Annotated in this window: 17 protein-coding genes, 1 tRNA gene and 3 pseudogenes; 15 read left to right on the top strand and 6 right to left on the bottom strand. The window is 41.4% G+C overall.

What is annotated here, in order from left to right:
• Window positions 1-72 precede the first annotated feature (72 nt).
• Window positions 73-549, top strand: coding sequence for a transcription elongation factor GreA (greA, locus tag ACQY3F_RS10360; protein ID WP_428354772.1), 477 nt, complete (start codon window positions 73-75; stop codon window positions 547-549).
• Window positions 550-959: 410 nt separating this feature from the next.
• On the opposite strand, the gene yhbY is transcribed toward greA, so the two are convergent.
• Window positions 960-1,283: a ribosome assembly RNA-binding protein YhbY gene (gene yhbY, locus ACQY3F_RS10355; protein ID WP_428354771.1), complete on the bottom strand. Its 324-nt coding sequence runs from the start codon at window positions 1,281-1,283 to the stop codon at window positions 960-962.
• A 48-nt stretch (window positions 1,284-1,331) separates the two neighbouring features.
• Between yhbY and rlmE the strand changes: the two genes are divergently transcribed.
• The 11 genes and pseudogenes from rlmE to ACQY3F_RS10300 all read left to right on the top strand — a co-directional run bounded on the left by rlmE (window position 1,332) and on the right by ACQY3F_RS10300 (window position 11,332).
• Window positions 1,332-1,955 carry a 23S rRNA (uridine(2552)-2'-O)-methyltransferase RlmE gene (gene rlmE / locus ACQY3F_RS10350; protein ID WP_428354770.1) on the top strand — a complete coding sequence of 208 codons (624 nt, stop codon included), beginning with the start codon at window positions 1,332-1,334 and terminating at the stop codon, window positions 1,953-1,955.
• 316 nt (window positions 1,956-2,271) lie between these two features.
• Entirely contained in the window at window positions 2,272-4,191 is a 1,920-nt protein-coding gene (ftsH, locus tag ACQY3F_RS10345) for an ATP-dependent zinc metalloprotease FtsH (RefSeq protein ID WP_428354768.1), read from the top strand.
• A 118-nt stretch (window positions 4,192-4,309) separates the two neighbouring features.
• On the top strand, window positions 4,310-5,650 hold the full coding sequence (gene glmM, locus ACQY3F_RS10340; protein WP_428354767.1) for a phosphoglucosamine mutase: 1,341 nt from the start codon (window positions 4,310-4,312) through the stop codon (window positions 5,648-5,650).
• Between the two features lie 54 nt (window positions 5,651-5,704).
• Complete coding sequence (gene tpiA, locus ACQY3F_RS10335; RefSeq protein WP_428357661.1) at window positions 5,705-6,457, top strand: triose-phosphate isomerase; 753 nt, start codon at window positions 5,705-5,707, stop codon at window positions 6,455-6,457.
• 1 nt (window position 6,458) lies between these two features.
• Entirely contained in the window at window positions 6,459-6,899 is a 441-nt protein-coding gene (gene secG / locus ACQY3F_RS10330; protein WP_428354766.1) for a preprotein translocase subunit SecG, read from the top strand.
• A gap of 11 nt (window positions 6,900-6,910) precedes the next feature.
• Window positions 6,911-6,995: transfer RNA gene (locus ACQY3F_RS10325), tRNA-Leu, on the top strand.
• Between the two features lie 269 nt (window positions 6,996-7,264).
• Window positions 7,265-7,810: a hypothetical protein gene (locus ACQY3F_RS10320; RefSeq protein ID WP_428354764.1), complete on the top strand. Its 546-nt coding sequence runs from the start codon at window positions 7,265-7,267 to the stop codon at window positions 7,808-7,810.
• A 50-nt stretch (window positions 7,811-7,860) separates the two neighbouring features.
• Window positions 7,861-8,664, top strand: coding sequence for a site-specific integrase (locus ACQY3F_RS10315; RefSeq protein ID WP_428354763.1), 804 nt, complete (start codon window positions 7,861-7,863; stop codon window positions 8,662-8,664).
• A gap of 295 nt (window positions 8,665-8,959) precedes the next feature.
• Window positions 8,960-9,361, top strand: coding sequence for a hypothetical protein (locus ACQY3F_RS10310; protein ID WP_428354761.1), 402 nt, complete (start codon window positions 8,960-8,962; stop codon window positions 9,359-9,361).
• A pseudogene (locus ACQY3F_RS10305) lies at window positions 9,330-10,136 on the top strand (ISL3 family transposase); the annotation flags it as partial. The gene ACQY3F_RS10310 and the pseudogene ACQY3F_RS10305, both read left to right, overlap by 32 nt.
• A gap of 191 nt (window positions 10,137-10,327) precedes the next feature.
• Window positions 10,328-11,332 carry an IS630 family transposase gene (locus ACQY3F_RS10300; RefSeq protein ID WP_428353111.1) on the top strand — a complete coding sequence of 335 codons (1,005 nt, stop codon included), beginning with the start codon at window positions 10,328-10,330 and terminating at the stop codon, window positions 11,330-11,332.
• A gap of 4 nt (window positions 11,333-11,336) precedes the next feature.
• Here the strand turns inward: ACQY3F_RS10300 and ACQY3F_RS10295 are convergent.
• Window positions 11,337-11,690 (bottom strand): annotated as a pseudogene (locus tag ACQY3F_RS10295) (IS1595 family transposase); the annotation flags it as partial.
• Window positions 11,691-11,799: 109 nt separating this feature from the next.
• On the opposite strand from ACQY3F_RS10295, the pseudogene ACQY3F_RS10290 reads away from it, so the two are divergent.
• A pseudogene (locus tag ACQY3F_RS10290) lies at window positions 11,800-12,249 on the top strand (Druantia anti-phage system protein DruA); the annotation flags it as partial.
• 87 nt (window positions 12,250-12,336) lie between these two features.
• On the opposite strand, the gene ltrA reads toward ACQY3F_RS10290, so the two are convergent.
• Window positions 12,337-13,650: a group II intron reverse transcriptase/maturase gene (ltrA, locus tag ACQY3F_RS10285; RefSeq protein WP_428354428.1), complete on the bottom strand. Its 1,314-nt coding sequence runs from the start codon at window positions 13,648-13,650 to the stop codon at window positions 12,337-12,339.
• Window positions 13,651-14,379: 729 nt separating this feature from the next.
• On the opposite strand from ltrA, the gene ACQY3F_RS10280 reads away from it, so the two are divergent.
• Both ACQY3F_RS10280 and ACQY3F_RS10275 read left to right on the top strand, forming a co-directional pair.
• Window positions 14,380-14,832, top strand: a complete 453-nt coding sequence (locus tag ACQY3F_RS10280; protein ID WP_428354759.1) for a transposase family protein — start codon at window positions 14,380-14,382, stop codon at window positions 14,830-14,832.
• Window positions 14,811-15,560 (top strand): ISAs1 family transposase, encoded by a 750-nt coding sequence (locus ACQY3F_RS10275; RefSeq protein WP_428353157.1) that lies wholly within the window; start codon window positions 14,811-14,813, stop codon window positions 15,558-15,560. The genes ACQY3F_RS10280 and ACQY3F_RS10275 overlap by 22 nt, the downstream gene beginning before the upstream one ends.
• Window positions 15,561-15,563: 3 nt before the next feature.
• Here ACQY3F_RS10275 and ACQY3F_RS10270 read toward each other — a convergent pair whose 3' ends face one another.
• The 3 genes from ACQY3F_RS10270 to mtaB form a co-directional block, all read right to left on the bottom strand.
• Window positions 15,564-15,776 (bottom strand): transposase, encoded by a 213-nt coding sequence (locus ACQY3F_RS10270; protein ID WP_428354758.1) that lies wholly within the window; start codon window positions 15,774-15,776, stop codon window positions 15,564-15,566.
• A gap of 51 nt (window positions 15,777-15,827) precedes the next feature.
• Window positions 15,828-16,163, bottom strand: a complete 336-nt coding sequence (locus ACQY3F_RS10265; RefSeq protein WP_428357659.1) for a transposase — start codon at window positions 16,161-16,163, stop codon at window positions 15,828-15,830.
• 262 nt (window positions 16,164-16,425) lie between these two features.
• Window positions 16,426-17,712, bottom strand: coding sequence for a tRNA (N(6)-L-threonylcarbamoyladenosine(37)-C(2))-methylthiotransferase MtaB (gene mtaB, locus ACQY3F_RS10260; RefSeq protein WP_428354757.1), 1,287 nt, complete (start codon window positions 17,710-17,712; stop codon window positions 16,426-16,428).
• Between the last annotated feature and the right edge of the window lie 87 nt (window positions 17,713-17,799).

Below are 17,799 nucleotides of genomic sequence, written 5' to 3'. Positions count from 1 at the left end.
AGTTTCTGCCTTAAGTGTAGATTCTGGTTTTTAAATAAATTGAATATAATATTTACAAGTTTGGAGTTATAGATGGATAAGGTACCTCTTACAGTTGCGGGAGCAGAAAAGTTACAGACTGAATTAGACGAGCTAAAAACAGTGACAAGACCGCGTATAGTCGAGGCAATTGCAACTGCAAGAGCGCATGGTGATTTAAAAGAAAATGCTGAATACCATGCTGCGCGTGAACAACAGAGTTTTTCAGAGGGGCGTATTAATGAAATTGAGGCTAAATTGTCAAATGCGCAGATCATAGATGTGACCAAAATCGATGCAAATGGTAAAGTTATTTTTGGTGCAACTGTCGAAATTGAAGATCTGGAATCCGAGAAAAAAGTGACTTATCAGATTGTCGGTCAAGATGAAGCGGACATTAAAGCAGGGCGGGTTTCTGTAGGATCGCCTATTGCCAGAGCAATGATTGGTAAAGAAGAAGAAGATGTGATTACCGTAAAAACACCGGGCGGTGTAGTGGATTACGAGATTCTGTCTATAAAGTATATTTAGCAAAAAAAAGTAACTACTCAGCGTATCTGAGTAGTGACAAAAATAGATTGTATATTTCCAGCTAGGCAGCAGAGAAGCAGGTATTTGATAAAAAATATCATGATAGAGCAAGCGTTTTGTAGGATGGGCAAAGGAGGTACGACGTGCCCATCATGTTTTCGTTGTTATTAAATGTAGGGCGTGGCTTTAGCCCGCTTTTTTCTGAGTTTAGATATTAGCGGGCTAAGGAACCTGGAAACAAATATCCATCCTTGCTAGTCTTTTTGTCCGTCATCAGTACAGTAACAATAGTTTCGTAGCCAGCTATGCGCCTATTGCTACAGCACTGATGACAAGCAAAAATCCTGCCCACACTTGGACGCTTATTTATTTTCAGGTGCCTAAAGCCACGCCCTACAAAATGTTATTTTCTAGTGTGTGCCATCTCTTCTGCGGGTATGAGGCGCTGGTTTTTTTGGGGCTTGTTCGGTTTTTTTTCGGTAAATAACGCTAATTTGACCGATACTCTGGATAAGTTCAGCTTTAGTGTCTGAGCAAATTTGCTGCTGAATCAATTTTTTATCGTCTCTTTCTGCACGAATTTTTACTTTAATCAGTTCGTGGGTATCAAGCGCTAGTTCAATTTCTTTTAGTACCGCTTCTGTTAAGCCTGCTTGGCCTATCATAATAACGGGCTTTAGCTCATGAGCCCTGGTTTTCATTTGTTTCAGTTGTTCAGCGTTCACTGTGTACATTTCCTTAAATATAAATAATCATGCAATTCTACACTATTAAGACTCTATATGGCGCGCAGTAAAAGTAGTAATCAATGGATGCAAGAGCATCTTAATGATGAATATGTTAAAAAAGCTAAAGCGCTAGGCTATCGCTCGCGGGCTACGTTTAAATTAATCGAAATTATCGAAAAAGATAAACTGGTACAAACCGGTATGAACGTGGTTGACCTAGGGGCGGCTCCCGGTGGCTGGTCAGAATATGTGCGTGGTGTCGTGGGTAAAAAACAAAAAGTGGTTGCCCTGGATATTCTAGATATAGAGCCTATAGAAGGCGTTGATTTTATTCAGGGTGATTTCAGGGATAATGAAGTTTACGAGCAGCTTAATAATATTTTGGATGGTGCTGCTATCGATGTGGTGTTATCCGATATGGCGCCAAATTTAAGTGGTAATAAAGCCATAGATCAGCCAGGAGCCATGTACTTATGTGAGCTGGCACTAGAAACCGCCGAAGCTATTCTGGTCGAGGGTGGCTCGTTTTTGGTTAAAGCGTTTCAGGGGGCTGGTTTTGAGGCTTATAAAAAGCAGGTTGCAAGCTCTTTTACTAAGGTGTTGATAAGAAAACCCAAGTCTTCAAGAGCGCGTAGTAATGAGGTTTATATTTTAGCTAAGGGCTTTAAAAAGCGATAATAGCCCTTATAGTATATGTTTACTGGTTTGGTAATGACAAACTGGAATAAACCTAGAATAATCAGTTGCCCATAGTTTCTAGCACAAGTTATTGATTCCACAACACTTCCAAAAAACACCCACTTAACCTCCTATGGGTGAAGCTAAGATTTTTTGTAAGCACTGTGAAACCAATAACTTGCACTATAACTCCTTGTTCAACTGATTTTTCTAGGATGAATGGTGGTAAGTTAGCGCGGTTAATGCCGATATAATCACTGTCTAATGTTTTTTTGATAAGGACTGTTCTGGTCAGGGGCGAATTAAATTGAACGATATGTTTAAAAATATACTTTTATGGGTGGTCATTGCCGTTGTTTTGACGTCCGTATTTAATAATTTTGGTTCCCGTGGAACGCAAAGAAATGAAGCACTCTCCTATTCTCAATTTATAGATGCGGTCAAGTCAGGGCAAGTGCAAAGTGTTGTTTTAGATGATGAAAATGGCATAAAAGGAAATCTTCAAGGAGGCGAGAAATTTAGCTCTTATGCGCCTAATGATCCACATCTAGTTGATGATTTACTCGCAAATGGCGTAGAGATCAAAGCCCAGGCTGCAGATCAGGAATCTATGTTAATGCAGATATTTATTTCCTGGTTTCCAATGCTATTGTTAATTGGTGTCTGGGTGTTTTTTATGCGTCAGATGCAAGGTGGTGCTGGCGGTAAGGGTGGGCCAATGAGCTTTGGTAAAAGCAAAGCCCGGATGCTTGAAGAAGATCAAATTAAAGTAACTTTTGCTGATGTTGCCGGTTGTGATGAGGCTAAAGAAGAAGTGGAAGAAATGGTGGACTTTCTTAGAGATCCATCAAAATACCAGAAACTTGGCGGTAAAATCCCTCGCGGAGCTTTAATGATAGGGCCTCCAGGGACCGGTAAGACACTGTTGGCTAGGGCTATTGCCGGTGAGGCGAAGGTACCTTTTTTCACTATTTCAGGATCTGATTTTGTGGAAATGTTTGTCGGTGTGGGGGCTTCGCGAGTCAGAGATATGTTTGAACAGGCAAAAAAGCACTCTCCGTGCATTATCTTTATAGATGAGCTCGATGCGGTGGGTCGTCAGCGTGGCGCTGGCCTGGGCGGCGGTAATGACGAACGTGAACAAACCTTGAATCAGCTACTCGTTGAAATGGATGGCTTTGAAGGTAATGAAGGCGTTATTGTTATTGCGGCCACAAATAGACCGGATGTGCTAGATGCTGCTTTATTGCGTCCAGGGCGTTTTGATCGTCAGGTAACGGTTAGTTTGCCAGATGTCAGAGGTCGTGAAAAAATTCTGGCTGTACATATGGGCAAAGTTCCTGCTGCAGATGATGTGCAAATCAAATATATTGCACAAGGGACGCCTGGTTTTTCGGGTGCTGATTTAGCAAACCTGGTTAACGAGGCCGCTTTATATGCCGCTAGAATGAATAAACGTCTGGTCAGTATGTTTGACCTTGAGAAAGCAAAGGATAAGCTTATTATGGGCGCAGAAAGGCGTTCTATGGTGATGGACCCTAAAGAGAAAAAAATGACCGCTTATCATGAAGCGGGGCATGCCATAGTCGGTAAAATAGTGCCTGAGCATGACCCTGTTTATAAAGTGAGCATTATGCCGCGAGGTCGTGCTTTGGGTGTGACTATGTTCTTGCCCGAAAAGGATCAGTACAGTGCCAGTAAACGTAAGCTGGATAGCATGATTTCCAGTTTATATGGTGGGCGGATTGCCGAAGCTCAGATTTTTGGCTGGGAGCAGGTTTCCACGGGTGCTTCAAATGATATAGAGCGAGCGACAGAGCTAGCAAGAAATATGGTCACAAAATGGGGCTTTTCGCAACGTTTAGGGCCTCTGGCCTACAGCGAAGAAGAAGGCGAAGTGTTTTTAGGGCGCTCAGTGACCCAGCATAAAAGTGTTGCCGATGAGACTTCGCATACGATAGACGAAGAAATCCGCTCAATTATTGACAAAAACTATGAGCGTGCGGAAAAAATCTTAAAAGATAACGAAGATATACTGCATGCCATGGCTGAGTCCTTAATGAAGTATGAGACCATTGATAAAGATCAGATTGATGATCTGATGGCGCGTAGATCGGTCAGAGATCCACAGGGCTGGGATGATACTGAGCCACCTAGTCAGGGGAATAAAGTTGTTGACACTGTTGATGCTAAACAGTCTGCCGCTCCTAATGCGGATGCAGCAGAGCAAATTTAAACCTGCCTTGGCTGAGTATACTTGGCATAATAATGTAATCAAAATCGCTTGAAATATAGAAAGGGAGAAGTGTTAAGCTTCTCCTTTTTTTTGTCATGAATAAACAGGATAGAGTTTTATGAGCAAGAAATATTTTGGAACTGATGGTATTCGAGGTACGGTGGGAGAGCAGCCTATCACGCCAGATTTCTTTCTAAGATTAGGCTGGGCGACGGGTAGAGTATTTGCCAAAGAAGGACAAGGCTTCGTTATTGTGGGCAAGGATACCCGTATTTCCGGCTATATGTTTGAATCTGCTTTAGAAGCAGGGCTTTCCGCAGCAGGCGTTAACACTCGATTGCTAGGCCCTATGCCAACCCCGGGAATTGCCTATTTGACCCGCACGTTACGCGCGCAGGCGGGAATAGTTATCAGTGCTTCACATAATCCATATTATGATAATGGCATTAAGTTTTTTTCTACCGAAGGAACTAAATTAGCTGATGAATTAGAACATAAAATTGAGTACTACCTGGATCAACCGATGACTACGGTTGCTTCGGATAAATTAGGAAAGGCAAAGCGCCTTCCTGATGCAGCGGGGCGGTATATAGAATTTTGTAAAGCAAGTATTCCCGCTAATATTGATTTTAATGGACTCAGAATTGTAGTCGATTGTGCGAATGGCTCGGGATATCACATTGCCCCGCATGTCTTTAGCGAAGTTGGGGCTGAAGTAATTCCTATTGCGGCTGATCCAGATGGGATTAATATTAATGAAAACTGTGGTGCAACTAGCCCTGAACAATTACAAGAGGCAGTCATAGAATATCGGGCGGACTTAGGGATTGCTCTGGATGGTGATGGCGATAGACTGGTTATGGTTGACCATAAAGGCGAAGTTGTCGATGGCGATGAGTTGATTTTTATTATTGCTAAAGCGCGTCAGGCTACTGGTGACCTACAAGGACCAGTGGTGGGTACCTTAATGAGTAATTTAGGGATGGAACATGCGCTAAAAAAATTAAATATCAATTTACTGCGCGCCAACGTCGGTGACCGTTATGTGATGGAGCTAATGCGCAAGCATAAAAGTGTTCTAGGCGGCGAAGGGTCTGGGCATATTATTTGCCTAGATAGAACAACGACGGGTGATGGTATCGTTTCTGCCCTGCAAATACTGTCTGAAGTGCATAAAACGGGTAAAAGCCTGCATCAATTAAAATCTGAGATGCAGAAATATCCACAGGTTTTATTGAATGTCAGAGTCGCCGAAAAAGTTAAACTGGATGAGCATGAAGCGATTCAAAAATCGGTTAAAGCAGTAGAGAAGGCGCTGGGTAACGAAGGGAGGGTATTACTTCGTGCCTCAGGAACAGAGCCGGTGATTCGCGTTATGGTCGAAGGTGCGGATGAAGTAAAAGTTAATAAATATGCGCATTCCCTCGCTAACGATGTTAAGAATGCAATCACTGCTTGAAATGCAAGGCCATAATAGCTAGAATAAGCGGTTTATTTAATTCTGGAGTGTGTGATGCGTAGAGATATAGTAATTGGCAACTGGAAGATGAAGATTAATCAGCAGAGTGCGCAAGCGTTGGTTGATGAAATTATCGCCGGTATCCCTGATGTAGATGCCGATCTAGCTGTTTGTCCTCCGTATTTGTATATTCCCGAGGTAGGTCAGCGTCTTGCTGGTACTCGAATTGGCCTAGGTGCGCAAAATATTGCAACACACCTGGAAGGTGCTTATACAGGTGAAATCGCAGCGCCGATGCTGAAAGAATTCCTGTGCAAATATGCGCTAGTAGGACACTCTGAACGTAGAGCAAACTATGCCGATACTGATGAAACGGTAGCAATGCGTTTTCAGCAGGCTATAGATGCTGATATTATCCCAGTTCTTGCTATAGGTGAGTTACTAGAGGAAAGAGAGCAAGGCGTCACTTTTGACGTGGTTGCCAGACAACTCAATGCGGTAATAGATTTTTCCGGTATCGAAAATTTCCAAAATGCCATTATTGCGTACGAGCCGGTATGGGCAATAGGTACAGGCTTGACTGCATCAGCAGAACAGGCACAAGAAGTACATTTATATATTCGCCAATTATTAGCCGATAAAAATCAGCGAATTGCCGAAAATATACAGATTATCTATGGGGGAAGTGTTAAACCCCAAAACGCCGAAGCATTATTTGCAATGCCAGATATTGATGGCGCACTTGTTGGCGGAGATTCGTTAAAAGCGGACTCTTTTTTAAAGATTTACTCTTCATTTCAAAAATAAAATGTATCAAGTTATTATCATAGGTCATGTTTTAGTTGGTTTAGCCGTCATCGGCTTAGTATTAATGCAGCACGGAAAAGGTGCGGATGCAGGGGCTGCTTTTGGTAGTGGTTCATCAGGTACTGTATTCGGTGCACAAGGTTCAGCCTCGTTCTTATCAAGAACAACAGCAGTGCTTGCTGTGGTGTTTTTCTCTACCAGCTTAGGACTTGCCGTGCTTAGTGGTAAATCAAATAGTGATACGGATATTATGGATGTTCCAGTTGTTGAAACGCTGGAAGAAGAAGTGCCTATGATAGCGGGTGAGCAAGTTATTATGGATGAGCCAGTAGTCATTGAAACGAATCTGATTGAAGTTATTGAACAAGTCACTATTGAAGAAGGTGTACCTGAGATAGTAACTGATGAAGTCGTTATTGAAGATGACGTAGTCACGCCATAATAGCAAAAAAAGCCGATGTGGTGAAATTGGTAGACACGCCACCTTGAGGGGGTGGTGACGCAAGTCGTGCCGGTTCAACTCCGGCCATCGGCACCAAAATATAGGTTTTTTAGCTTGTAAATCAATGAGTTAAAAAACCTTTTTTTGTTTTAAGTTCAAAAAGTGCGTTACCTTGGTGCGTTACTTTGATTACTAAAAACCCCTCATATATCACCAAAAACCGTCTTGGAATTTATATTTTCCAATGCAAAATCCCCTCTCATCTCCGTAAGAATAACTCTACACTAAAAGTTCTATTCAGAAAGTCTCTGCGCACACGTTGCCATCGAGAAGCACTAAAAAAATCAAGAATGCTGATTGTTTATATGGATGACTTAGAAAAAAAATATTTTAAAGACCCTGAAGCATACAAAATGGCAATGGAATTGCTGAAGAATGATGAATATATGGTTCGTCAATATCCGGATTTTGATAAATATGAAAAAAATTTCCTAAGTGATTTAGATGAGGGGGAAATTAATTTACTACGCAAAGCTTACGCTTTAAATGAAGAGAGGAATGCACAGTCAGAGGTGGATTGTGCTGAAGTTGAACGCTTAAAAAAAACGATAGATGTATTGAACAAGTTTTCAGGTGGTATGAATGATAAGGAAGATATTTATTTATCTGAACTGATAGATAAGTGGTTGGTAGAGAAAAGCAGGCGAACCAAGGTTGCTTCCATGAACGAATATACAGTAGCAACGAAATTACTTACCCGAATAGTTAGTGAGAAGCTTGATAACCAAAACCTTCGTATTAGTAGGGTAGAGACAAGTATAATAAATGATTACATTTCAACGCTTCACCTTTTACCTGCGAACCTAAACAAAAAAAAGCCACGAAAAATAAAAATATTTGCGAAATTATAACTCTCGAACTTGAACCACGTAGTCCTTCTACAGTGTATAAGGAAATTACTATGGTTGCTGAAATGTTTAGCTGGGGAGAGGATAAAAACTATAAAATTTCCAAGGGAATTGTAACGTCTTTAAATACCGTTGCTAAGCCAAAGTCAAGAGATAAGAAGAAGAGAAAACCTTGGGATTTGTTAGATTTGGAAAAGCATTTCAATTCAAAGGAATATCAGCAAGGGCAGTATTTTAAGCAGGCCAGCATGGTTTGGGTTCCCTTGATTGCATTATTTACTGGTGGAACTCTTAGTGAATTAGTCCAACTATATTCTTCAGATATTTTTGAAAAAGAGGGTGAGTGGGTTATTGATATTAATTCAGGGGACGATAAAGAATTAAAAGTTGAAGGGAGTGACGATGATGAACCCGATGGTAGGCCGCGAATAATTCCTATTCATCAACAACTTATAAAATTGGGCTTTATTGATTTTGTAGAGCATCAGCAATCAAAGGGCGAACAAAAACTTTTTCCCGATGAACCACGAAACAAAAACTATAAATTTGATAATTTTTCAAAAAGATTTCGTTACTATAGAGATAAAGTTGGTGCCGGCCCAAGAAATGACAAAGAATTCAGGGATTTTCACTCATTTCGGCATTTAGTTAGAACGAACCTTGAAGAGATTGGTGTGGAAACTGGGTTGATTGATGATATTATTGGGCATACATCAAAAGACCGTTCAATGGGGAAGCAGATATACTCACATAGTGAATTGATAAAGAGGAAAGCTGCTGCAATAAAGAAACTAAATTATCCTTGTATAGACTTTACAAAAATTAGAGACTGGAAACACCATAAGTTCAAAATTTAGTAGAATGGCTCATTTTGTGTCTTTATGGCCTAACAGGTATAAATCTTCATTAATGAATTATGGATGGAAACAGAAATGATACTATCTTCTGTTTTCACTCTCCCCTCCCATAAATCTAATTTCTCTATTTTTGCAACTCTGTAGTGCCGATTAATTGGCAGGATTAGAATGATTGAATGGGTACGGGTTAGAGTAGAAATTCAGATATACTCGGATCTTTTAGAGCTACAACTAAAAAATGCAAGTTTTCTGCTATACTTTCTCTTAAGTTATGTAATAAATCACAAGGAGTTCTATGAGTTTTGAGTATTCAAAAAGGTTCGGAAGGTTCTGGGATGATGCCAAAACTTTAAATAACATGATTTATGATTATCCATTCCACACTACAGGTAAAAATGAACGTGACTTCGAAAATGGGTTTGCATCAACGTTAATAACCGTAAAAAATCAATTTAATTGTAAGGTTATTACGCAAATTGATAAATCAACAACTGTAAAAAGTGTTTATTGTTTTGGAAAAAGGCATCGCCCAGATATGACTTTAGATGAAAATGGCATCGCAATTGAATTAAAGTTTATTCATTATAAAGGGTTAAAAGATGCTATTGCTCAAGGCTACCTATATAGACTTCAGTATAGGTTTGTATTCCTTGTACTTATAGCGTCATTGGATCGGCAAAGCAAAAATAGCCGATGACGTTTCATCAATAACTCAGCTTGGGATTGATGAAACATCATCAAAAAAAGGCCATAAATATGTCACTTTAGCGGTTGATTTAGAAGAGTCTCGGGTGGTTTTTGTGACTGAGGGTAAAGGCAAAGCGACGTTGCATAATCTTCAGCAACACCTTAAGGATAAAGGGGTAGAGAAAGAACAAATTGAACAAATAAGTATGGATTTATCCCCCTCCTTTATTGCTGGAGCCGCAGAAGCCTTTCCCGAAGCTGAGATAACCTTCGATAGATTTCATGTCGTCAAATTATTAAATGAAGCAATGAATCAAGTACGGATTGATGAGCGAAAAGAGCATGCTGCACTCAAAGGACATAAATACACATTTTTAAGGAACCGAGAGAATCTAACCAACAAGCAAGAGGCTTCATTAGCTGAAATGATTGAACTTTACCCTAAGTTAGGGCAGGCATACCGTCTTAAAGAGCTTTTTAATGACTTGTGGTCAATGCCTGACAAATCATCGGCTGAAGCCTTTTTAAAGCAGTGGTGCGCGGAAGTGGAAAGTTCAAAAATACCCGCATTTATGAAGTTTGTTAAGACCGTTCGGAGCCACTGGTCTGGTATTATTCATTTCGTTGAAACGAGGATTACAAATGGAATTCTTGAAGGAATTAATAGTAAGGTTCAACTGGCCAAACGACGAGCGAGAGGCTATCGCAATATTGATAATTTTATCAATATGATTTACTTTCTTTGTGGCAAGTTAAAATTCGATTACCCACTGTATTTCACATAGAGCCAATAAAAGTAAAGGGGGTATCCACTTCACTCTCGTAGCCACTACATGTTGTGTTTTATTAATTGTCATTCCATGATTATTTTGGCTCTCGAAATATGCTCAACATGAACAGCCTGTTCTAAGTACTTACGCAAAATTAATTTAACGAAAAAAGGTGTCATAATAAACAATTATTTTGCTGACTCTAAATGTTTGTGCTCTATATAAAACACCTACTCCCAGAAGAAATTACTGCTTTAAATGTGATGCATAAAAACCATCCACTTCATTTAAGTAGAAGTCGAGCTCATGCTATTTTATTAAGTTTCAAAGAGCATTCTGTTCCCATGATTTGTTCTATTTATAACGTATGCCGCCAAACTGTTTCCACTTGGTTTTCTAACTGGGAAAAGAATGGAATCGATGGATTGGTTGACTGTCAGGGAAGAGGACGGCGAGGTATTTTAACTGAAAAACAACAAATAAGCTTAGTCCAGAGAGTTGAAAAATCTCCTAGATCATTAAAATCAGTACTAGCAAAATTTGAAGAAGATCTAGGCATTTCAGTTAGCATTGATACTATAAAACGTATTTGTAAACAAGCTGATCTTGTTTGGAAACGAGTTAGAAAATCCTTAAGGATAAAGCGTAATCAAGATAAATTTGATTTGGCAACCGATGAAATAAAAGAATTAATACAACAACATAAAGAGAATGAACTTGATTTGTGCTACTTTGATGAGTCGGGGTTTACACTAGAACCCTGTGTTCCTTATGCTTGGCAACAGTCAGGTGAGACGATTGAAATACCAAGCTCAAACAGCAAGCGTCTTAATGTATTAGGTTTTGTTAACAGAGATTGCAGGTTTGATTCTTTTGTTTTTGAAGGGAGTGTAAACACTTCGGTTGTTGTGGCTTGTATTGATGAATTTGCTAAACAGATTAAAAAACCAACAACTCTTATTATTGATAATGCATCGACTCATACGAGTAATGAATTTAATGAAAACCTTGAAAGGTGGAAAGAAAAAAACCTATCCATTTACCGTATACCGCCATACTCACCCGAGTTAAATATTATCGAGATTATATGGCGTAAAATAAAATACGAATGGCTTCCTTTTTCAGCTTATGAATCCTATGCCTCTCTTCAGGAAGAATTATTTAAGGTGCTGTCTAATATTGGAAAGAATTACAAAGTAGAGTTTGCATAAAAGGTTAAATTAATTTTGCATGGGTACTTACGAGTCGATAGAACAGCAAACCACGGGCTTGAGCGGTACGGCGGTTGAACCGGAATGTGTACTTATCCAAGTAGTAATCAAGATATTTATTACTAACTGATCCTTGATAGGTACCCAGCAACCAACGTTTGAGAAGTGCAGCGATCCGATGTACTCCAGGCATTGAAACATGTGCAGGATCGCCAGATGATGAGAGAATCATTTTACGATGGATGTAGTTGTGCTCAGACAAAGTGTTGTATCCACCCCAGCCGTCGGTTAGTACTTCCGATCCAGATTCTACCATATCGCATACGAAGGGAACAAGACTGTCTCCCGACACCCACGGCTAATTTGTTCTAGCTATAAAGGGTAAGCATGGTAATGAGTTACACCCCAAGATGGACAAACCCATGAAAAGCATGTATAGTTTCTATCCAGTTTCTTGAGATAAAACGATGCAACTCAACCAAATATCAGTCAGGCCCATTTTAAAGCAAGAAGAACCAAAATATCAGGATTTGATGGAGGCCCAGCATTACTTAGGTGCTATTCCAAAAATTGGTGAAACCCTTTGGTATGTGGTCTATTCTGAAACAGAATGGATTGCACTGATCAGCTTTTCGGCCGCCGCATTAAAGTGTGCGGCTCGTGATAGCTGGATAGGATGGAGTTATCGCCACCAAACGGGCCGCTTAAAACTGATTGCCAACAACAGCCGTTTTTTGATATTACCGACGAGGCATGATAAAAACCTAGGATCACGCCTCCTTTCACTGTGCCTTAAACGCTTATCCAATGATTGGGTTGAAAAGTATGGACACCCTATTTTGTTGGTCGAGACCTTTGTCGATCCAAAGCGATTTCATGGAGGTGTTTATCGAGCCAGTAACTGGCAGGCTATTGGTTACACGAAAGGGTTTATCGGGTCAGAGGGAGGCCCCGCAGCCTCCGTCTGCCCACAGCACCGTGCGTACGGGTCCGTACACGGCTCCTCACGCAAGACTTATCCATTGAGAAACCTCAAACCAATGCTTCACCCTTCGGTCAGATCGTATTTCCTGCCCTTTCTCTTTTATAAACCAACTATTCGGATAGGCTTTCGTCACTGCTCGCGCATTTGATAACACCCACCGTTTGTTGTTTGAGAATACGGCATTCCCTGCTTGTTTTCGCGGTACTCCTCGTTTGATCAGTTTTCGATACAGGTGCTTTTTCCTCTTTTGTTGATCCACTATCCTTGATCGTAATCGTCGCCTTATATGCGCTTCAATTTTCTTTAGTTGCGCGGGGTAATAGGTCAAACTGTAGTAGTTTGACCAACCCACGTACCATTGATTGATCTCGTCTAGTGTTGTTTCCAGAGTCTGATGAGTGCCTCTTGGGGTCAGTTCTTTGACTTTATCCATGGCGGCTTGCAGGGCTTTATGCGCAATCGCAATCATCCCGCCTACCACGGTAAATCCCAAAAACTTGACCTTCTCGGATTTGGCCACTTGGCTTTTATCCCGATTCACTTTCAGTTTTAGCTTCTTTTCGATAAATTGGCTGACTTTTTCCATGACTCTATCTGCCGCTTTTTGCGATTTGACAAAGATGTTACAGTCGTCTGCGAATCGACAAAACTCAAGTCCGCGTTTTTCCAATTCCTGATCCAGTTCATCCAGAACTATGTTGCTCAGTAAAGGGCTTAGTGGACTTCCTTGTACCGCCCCTTCTTCGCTTGAGGTAACGACACCCTTTATCATGACACCGCTTCGCAACATGATCCCTACGAGACGAAGTATCCGTTTATCCGATACTTTCTCTCCCATTCGGGCTATTAACCGGTCGTGGTGGATTCGATCGAAAAACTTCGATAAATCAATATCTACCACATAGGGCTTACCACTTTTTATTATATGTTGAGCCATTTGCACGGCTTGGTGCTGACTTCGTCCTGAGATAAAGCCGTAACTATGCTGTGAAAAATCCCGCTCAAAAATAGGGTTTAGTAGTAGTTTCATGGTTGCTTGTACCACTCGATCTCGTACCGTCGGTATGCCAAGTAGTCGTACTCCCTGGCCTTGCGGCTTAGGTATTTCTACTCGACGTACGGGCGAGGGTTTGTAAGTCCAGTCTGTCAGTTCCTGTTGCAGCTGGCTTAGCTCTTCGTCTAAACTGGCTTCAAAGTCCACTATGCTTATCCCGTCTATTCCAGGCTTGCCTTTGTTCTTCTTTACCTGTTCAAATCCTATAGTCAAGTACAATGTTGAGCATAGGTTTTCGAAAAGTCTTGGTTCCTCTTCAAATAGGTCTCTTTGGTTCATTTTACTCTTTCGTTTGCAGTGGTCTTTCATGCATCTCGCACAATCCATTCGTTCACAGTATACGTTGTGAATAGTGAGTTGCTCCTTTCAGGCAGATGTCATACCACCAGTCTATAATCAACGGCCGTGACCGCTTACGTGTTCCGCCCTTCACCTCTAACACCCTGTTGCTGATTCGATGTTTTGCCCTCATCCATGTCACCATGAATTCATCGGCACCGAACTTTACGATTACTATGGCTTCATCTGAAAACCCTCGGTCCATAACGACTACATTGCTGCAGCGCTTAGGGCTTAAAGAGTCGCAGTTACTCCGACCCAAATCCGACAACCCGTTACGGTGAGAATGTCGGGCTTTGGTGGTTGCAGACACCTTACCCCCTGATTGCCGCCTTACGAAGGTTCACTTTCGCTTAGGTGATTGATTTGGCAAGAGCTTCCTTCAGATTCCGCATTGGCTCTCTATAACCGTGGTTCCCTGTTGGGTAGCTATGGAGAGTTTCTTTGGACACCCTTGCTTTCGCCTACTTCTTCCCTTCTCACAGGGCAAAGGCTGGACTTTCACCAACTAGCTGACTATCATGCCAGCCACACCGCAGGGTAACAGACGGTTACTCTGCTCAAACAGAGCACAAAAAGCTGATTTTCGTTAAGCCACTTCATCGTCGAGCACAATCTGTTTTATCTCACACTATATTAAGTCATCATTTTTTATTAGGTGAGGTAAAAATGAAAATAACGCGTCATCAAATGCGTTCATTACCGGATTTCTTCAAGGAAATTAATGATCCCCGTAGAGCCCAAGGGCGACGCCATAGAATACAGACTGTTCTGGGAATAGCCGCTGGAGCTGTGTTATGCGGCATGAGGAGCTATGAATCTATTTTTGACTGGGCTGAAAGCTTATCTCAAAAGTCCAGAGCGCATTTTCGTTGCCGTTATGATAAAGGCCGTTATGTGATTCCAAGCCTAAGCATTTTTAGAAATATCTTAGTAAGAGTAGACCCGAATGAACTTGACGCAGCCTTTAATGCCTGGAACAAAGCCTATGCCCAGGATGACAACTCACTCGCAATAGATGGCAAAGTCATGTGTAATGCGATTGATGAATCAGGGCGCCAAACACAAATAATGAGTGCTGTTGGGCATACCACAGGAATTTGCTACGCCCAAAAAAAGTAGGTACTTTGCCTGTTGGAGATGGGTCGGATGAAGTTAAGCAAACCAATGAAATAACATTTGCTCCGAAATTATTAGATACACTACCGATTGAAAATAAAGATATCACCAGCGATGCTTTGCACACCCAGACTGAATTCGCGCGTTATTTAGTAGAACAACGAAAAGCGCATTATTATTTTAGTGTCAAAGGAAACCAGCCGACACTGCTTGATGATATTACCACCTACTTTTCAAATGATAGCCGTTTGGCAGATTATGAAGACAAAGTGTCTGTCGGGCACGGACGAATTGAGATTCGTAGAATCTGGGTCACATCGGAATTAAGTGAGTATGTATTATTCCCTCATGTTGCCCAGGTTTATCGCATAGAACGAGAAATAACGGACAAGAAAAGTGGAAAAACATCACTTGCGACCGCTTACGGTGTGACCAGCAGAACAAAAAAAGACGCAGATCCGAAAACCATCTTATATAAAGTTCGAGGTCACTGGTCTATTGAAGTCAGTCATTATATTATTGACTGGGTTTTTGATGAAGATCGCTCAACAATTCGTACCGGTTATGGCCCTGAGAACATGACCCGTCTTAGGCGCTTTGCTATCGGATTAATAAAATCAAAAGTTGAGAAAGGGATTTCAAAGAAAATGAGGCAACTCAATAAGAATACCAGAGCTGTTTTAGACTATTTGAAAATTACAAAAAATACCAGGAGGCCTTGTGCCGCATAAGGTTTAGAATATGAACAAATTAACCCTGCCCGACACATCAGGCACTTGATGAAGACGCACACGACCAAAGCCATATGGCTCAAGTATTTCTATAGCAACCACGACAATCGCCTTTTCCTCGGTTTTGCGGCCACGAACACCGGTTTCCTTCCCACCAACATACGTTTCATCCACTTCAACTATACCGCTGAGACGATCTCGACCTGGTAGTACCATCGCGTGTCGCATCTTGTGTAACCAAGTCCATGCTGTCTGATAACTTCCAAATCAAACTACTCGTTTAAGACCGAGTGCATTACCTCCGTACTTCTGGCTTGTTATGTACCACATTGCTTGAAACCATGTGCGAAGCGGTTTTCGGGTTCCTTCGAAAAGTGTACCCGCAATTACTGAGGTCTGCCGCTGACAACACGAGCATCGTAGCAACCCTCTGCCTGTTTGCCATGTTTTGTTTCCACCACAACTTGGACACCGAAATTCAACAGGCCAGCGCAGTCTTCGGAGGTATTCAACGCAGGCCGCCTCGTTTGAAAACCATTCGTCAAATTCTTGTAGGGTCCGTGGATAATCCACGCCACCCACTGGGTGCGATTTCTTGCTCATCCATATATATATATATATATATATATATATATATATATACATCTTGTGCCTACGAGAGTGAAGTGGATACCCCCTTAAAAGTACGACTCATTGACTAGCTTCCGTCTACTCGACCAGCCAGCTTGATTCGCAACGATGCAAGGCACAGTGGGTTCATCATGAGATGAGTAAATTAATTTCAAGAGCAATAAAGCTTACAGTACATGGTGGAGACAGGAAAAGTGAAAATTACTTGATATTTAAGACAGTATCTACAGAAATATTAAATTAACTCAGAGAGTAAGGCATTATCAGCGATCTCTCTTGATATCGCCGGGATGATTTTATTTTCTAGTGATTCTTTATGATCAACAATCGTCGCTACGCGTAAGTAATTTGGGGTATAGCCAAACACTCTAATTTTTGTCGCATCAAATTCTTCTTTTTGCCCCTCCCATAAAATTTCCATGGGTTCATTTAGGTTTTTAGTTAGAAAATCTTGCTTCATTTGCTCGGCAAGTTGATGTAATTGCTGACTACGCTGCTTTTTAAGCGTCTGTTGTACTGGGTCAGGCAAAGTCGCAGCTTTGGTTCCGCTACGAGTGGAATAAGTGAAAATATGAATATGCCCAAAACCGGTCTGTTTAATGAAGTTAAAGCTTTCTTGCCATTCTTGTTCAGTTTCGCCAGGAAAGCCCACAATAATATCGGTAGTGATGTTAATGTTCGGTACTTGGTGACGTGCCTGTTGCACAATCTGGCTAAATTCTGCCGTTTTACAGCGCCTGGCCATACGTTTTAAAACACTATCTGAACCGCTTTGCAAAGGGAGGTGCAAGTGTGGCATTAAGCGTGGGTTGCTAAATAAATCAAAGAAATTTTCAGGCAAATCCCAGGGCTCCAATGAGCCTAAGCGTAATCTTGGAACGCTGGTGTGCTGAAGAATAGCTTGAATTAAGTCAGCTAGGTTGTGATCAATATCAGCGCCATAACCGCCTAAATGCACGCCAGTTAGAATGACTTCTTTAACACCTTGTTTTACAAAATTATTAATGTCTTTAATAATTTGTTCTATAGAGGTACTTTTTTCTTCACCGCGAGCGACAGTAACAATACAAAAAGTGCATCGATAACGGCAGCCATCTTGCACTTTAATAAACGCGCGTTGCCGACCCCGGCGGAATAATGAAATTTCTGCAGGTTCTGTCGACATGGCCGGCATGCTAGGTATATCGAGTTCGGCAATAGCCAGTTCAACCAGGCGGTCTTTATCCTGGTTGCTAACGATTAAGTCCACGCCCAGTAACTCAGCAGCTTCATCTGATTGTAGGGTGACATAACAGCCACTGGCGACAATTTTTGCGCTGGGGTTGTCTCGGTGAATACGTCGAATTAACTGGCGAGATTTGCGCACGGCATCTTGGGTAACGGCACAAGAGTTGATGATAATCAGTTGCGCTGTCTGTTGGTCGCGGATGATGGTATGCCCCGCATTTTGAAAGGCTTGAGCCCAGCTTTCTAGCTCGGCTTCGTTAAGGCGGCAACCTAAAGTTCTAAGGTGTACTAACATGATACAAAAACGCTAAACAAAGTGTATTGCAGCAATATCGCCTGCAAAACCCAATATCTTCTCACAAGTAAACGCCAGGTAAAAATA

The organism is Methyloprofundus sp. (assembly GCF_965251085.1).
GTDB lineage: Bacteria > Pseudomonadota > Gammaproteobacteria > Methylococcales > Methylomonadaceae > Methyloprofundus.
The sequence above is the reverse complement of the archived record's forward strand: the minus strand, read 5'-3'. Positions and strand labels throughout refer to the sequence as shown.

What these genes read in the sequence shown, in the direction of transcription:
- greA (WP_428354772.1), top strand. Translation starts at nt 73, where the DNA reads ATGGATAAGGTACCTCTTACAGTTGCGGGAGCAGAAAAGTTACAGACT.
- yhbY (WP_428354771.1), bottom strand. Translation starts at nt 1,283, where the DNA reads ATGTACACAGTGAACGCTGAACAACTGAAACAAATGAAAACCAGGGCT.
- rlmE (WP_428354770.1), top strand. Translation starts at nt 1,332, where the DNA reads ATGGCGCGCAGTAAAAGTAGTAATCAATGGATGCAAGAGCATCTTAAT.
- ftsH (WP_428354768.1), top strand. Translation starts at nt 2,272, where the DNA reads ATGTTTAAAAATATACTTTTATGGGTGGTCATTGCCGTTGTTTTGACG.
- glmM (WP_428354767.1), top strand. Translation starts at nt 4,310, where the DNA reads ATGAGCAAGAAATATTTTGGAACTGATGGTATTCGAGGTACGGTGGGA.
- tpiA (WP_428357661.1), top strand. Translation starts at nt 5,705, where the DNA reads ATGCGTAGAGATATAGTAATTGGCAACTGGAAGATGAAGATTAATCAG.
- secG (WP_428354766.1), top strand. Translation starts at nt 6,459, where the DNA reads ATGTATCAAGTTATTATCATAGGTCATGTTTTAGTTGGTTTAGCCGTC.
- ACQY3F_RS10320 (WP_428354764.1), top strand. Translation starts at nt 7,265, where the DNA reads ATGGATGACTTAGAAAAAAAATATTTTAAAGACCCTGAAGCATACAAA.
- ACQY3F_RS10315 (WP_428354763.1), top strand. Translation starts at nt 7,861, where the DNA reads ATGGTTGCTGAAATGTTTAGCTGGGGAGAGGATAAAAACTATAAAATT.
- ACQY3F_RS10310 (WP_428354761.1), top strand. Translation starts at nt 8,960, where the DNA reads ATGAGTTTTGAGTATTCAAAAAGGTTCGGAAGGTTCTGGGATGATGCC.
- ACQY3F_RS10300 (WP_428353111.1), top strand. Translation starts at nt 10,328, where the DNA reads ATGTTTGTGCTCTATATAAAACACCTACTCCCAGAAGAAATTACTGCT.
- ltrA (WP_428354428.1), bottom strand. Translation starts at nt 13,650, where the DNA reads ATGAACCAAAGAGACCTATTTGAAGAGGAACCAAGACTTTTCGAAAAC.
- ACQY3F_RS10280 (WP_428354759.1), top strand. Translation starts at nt 14,380, where the DNA reads ATGAAAATAACGCGTCATCAAATGCGTTCATTACCGGATTTCTTCAAG.
- ACQY3F_RS10270 (WP_428354758.1), bottom strand. Translation starts at nt 15,776, where the DNA reads ATGGTACTACCAGGTCGAGATCGTCTCAGCGGTATAGTTGAAGTGGAT.
- ACQY3F_RS10265 (WP_428357659.1), bottom strand. Translation starts at nt 16,163, where the DNA reads ATGAGCAAGAAATCGCACCCAGTGGGTGGCGTGGATTATCCACGGACC.
- mtaB (WP_428354757.1), bottom strand. Translation starts at nt 17,712, where the DNA reads ATGTTAGTACACCTTAGAACTTTAGGTTGCCGCCTTAACGAAGCCGAG.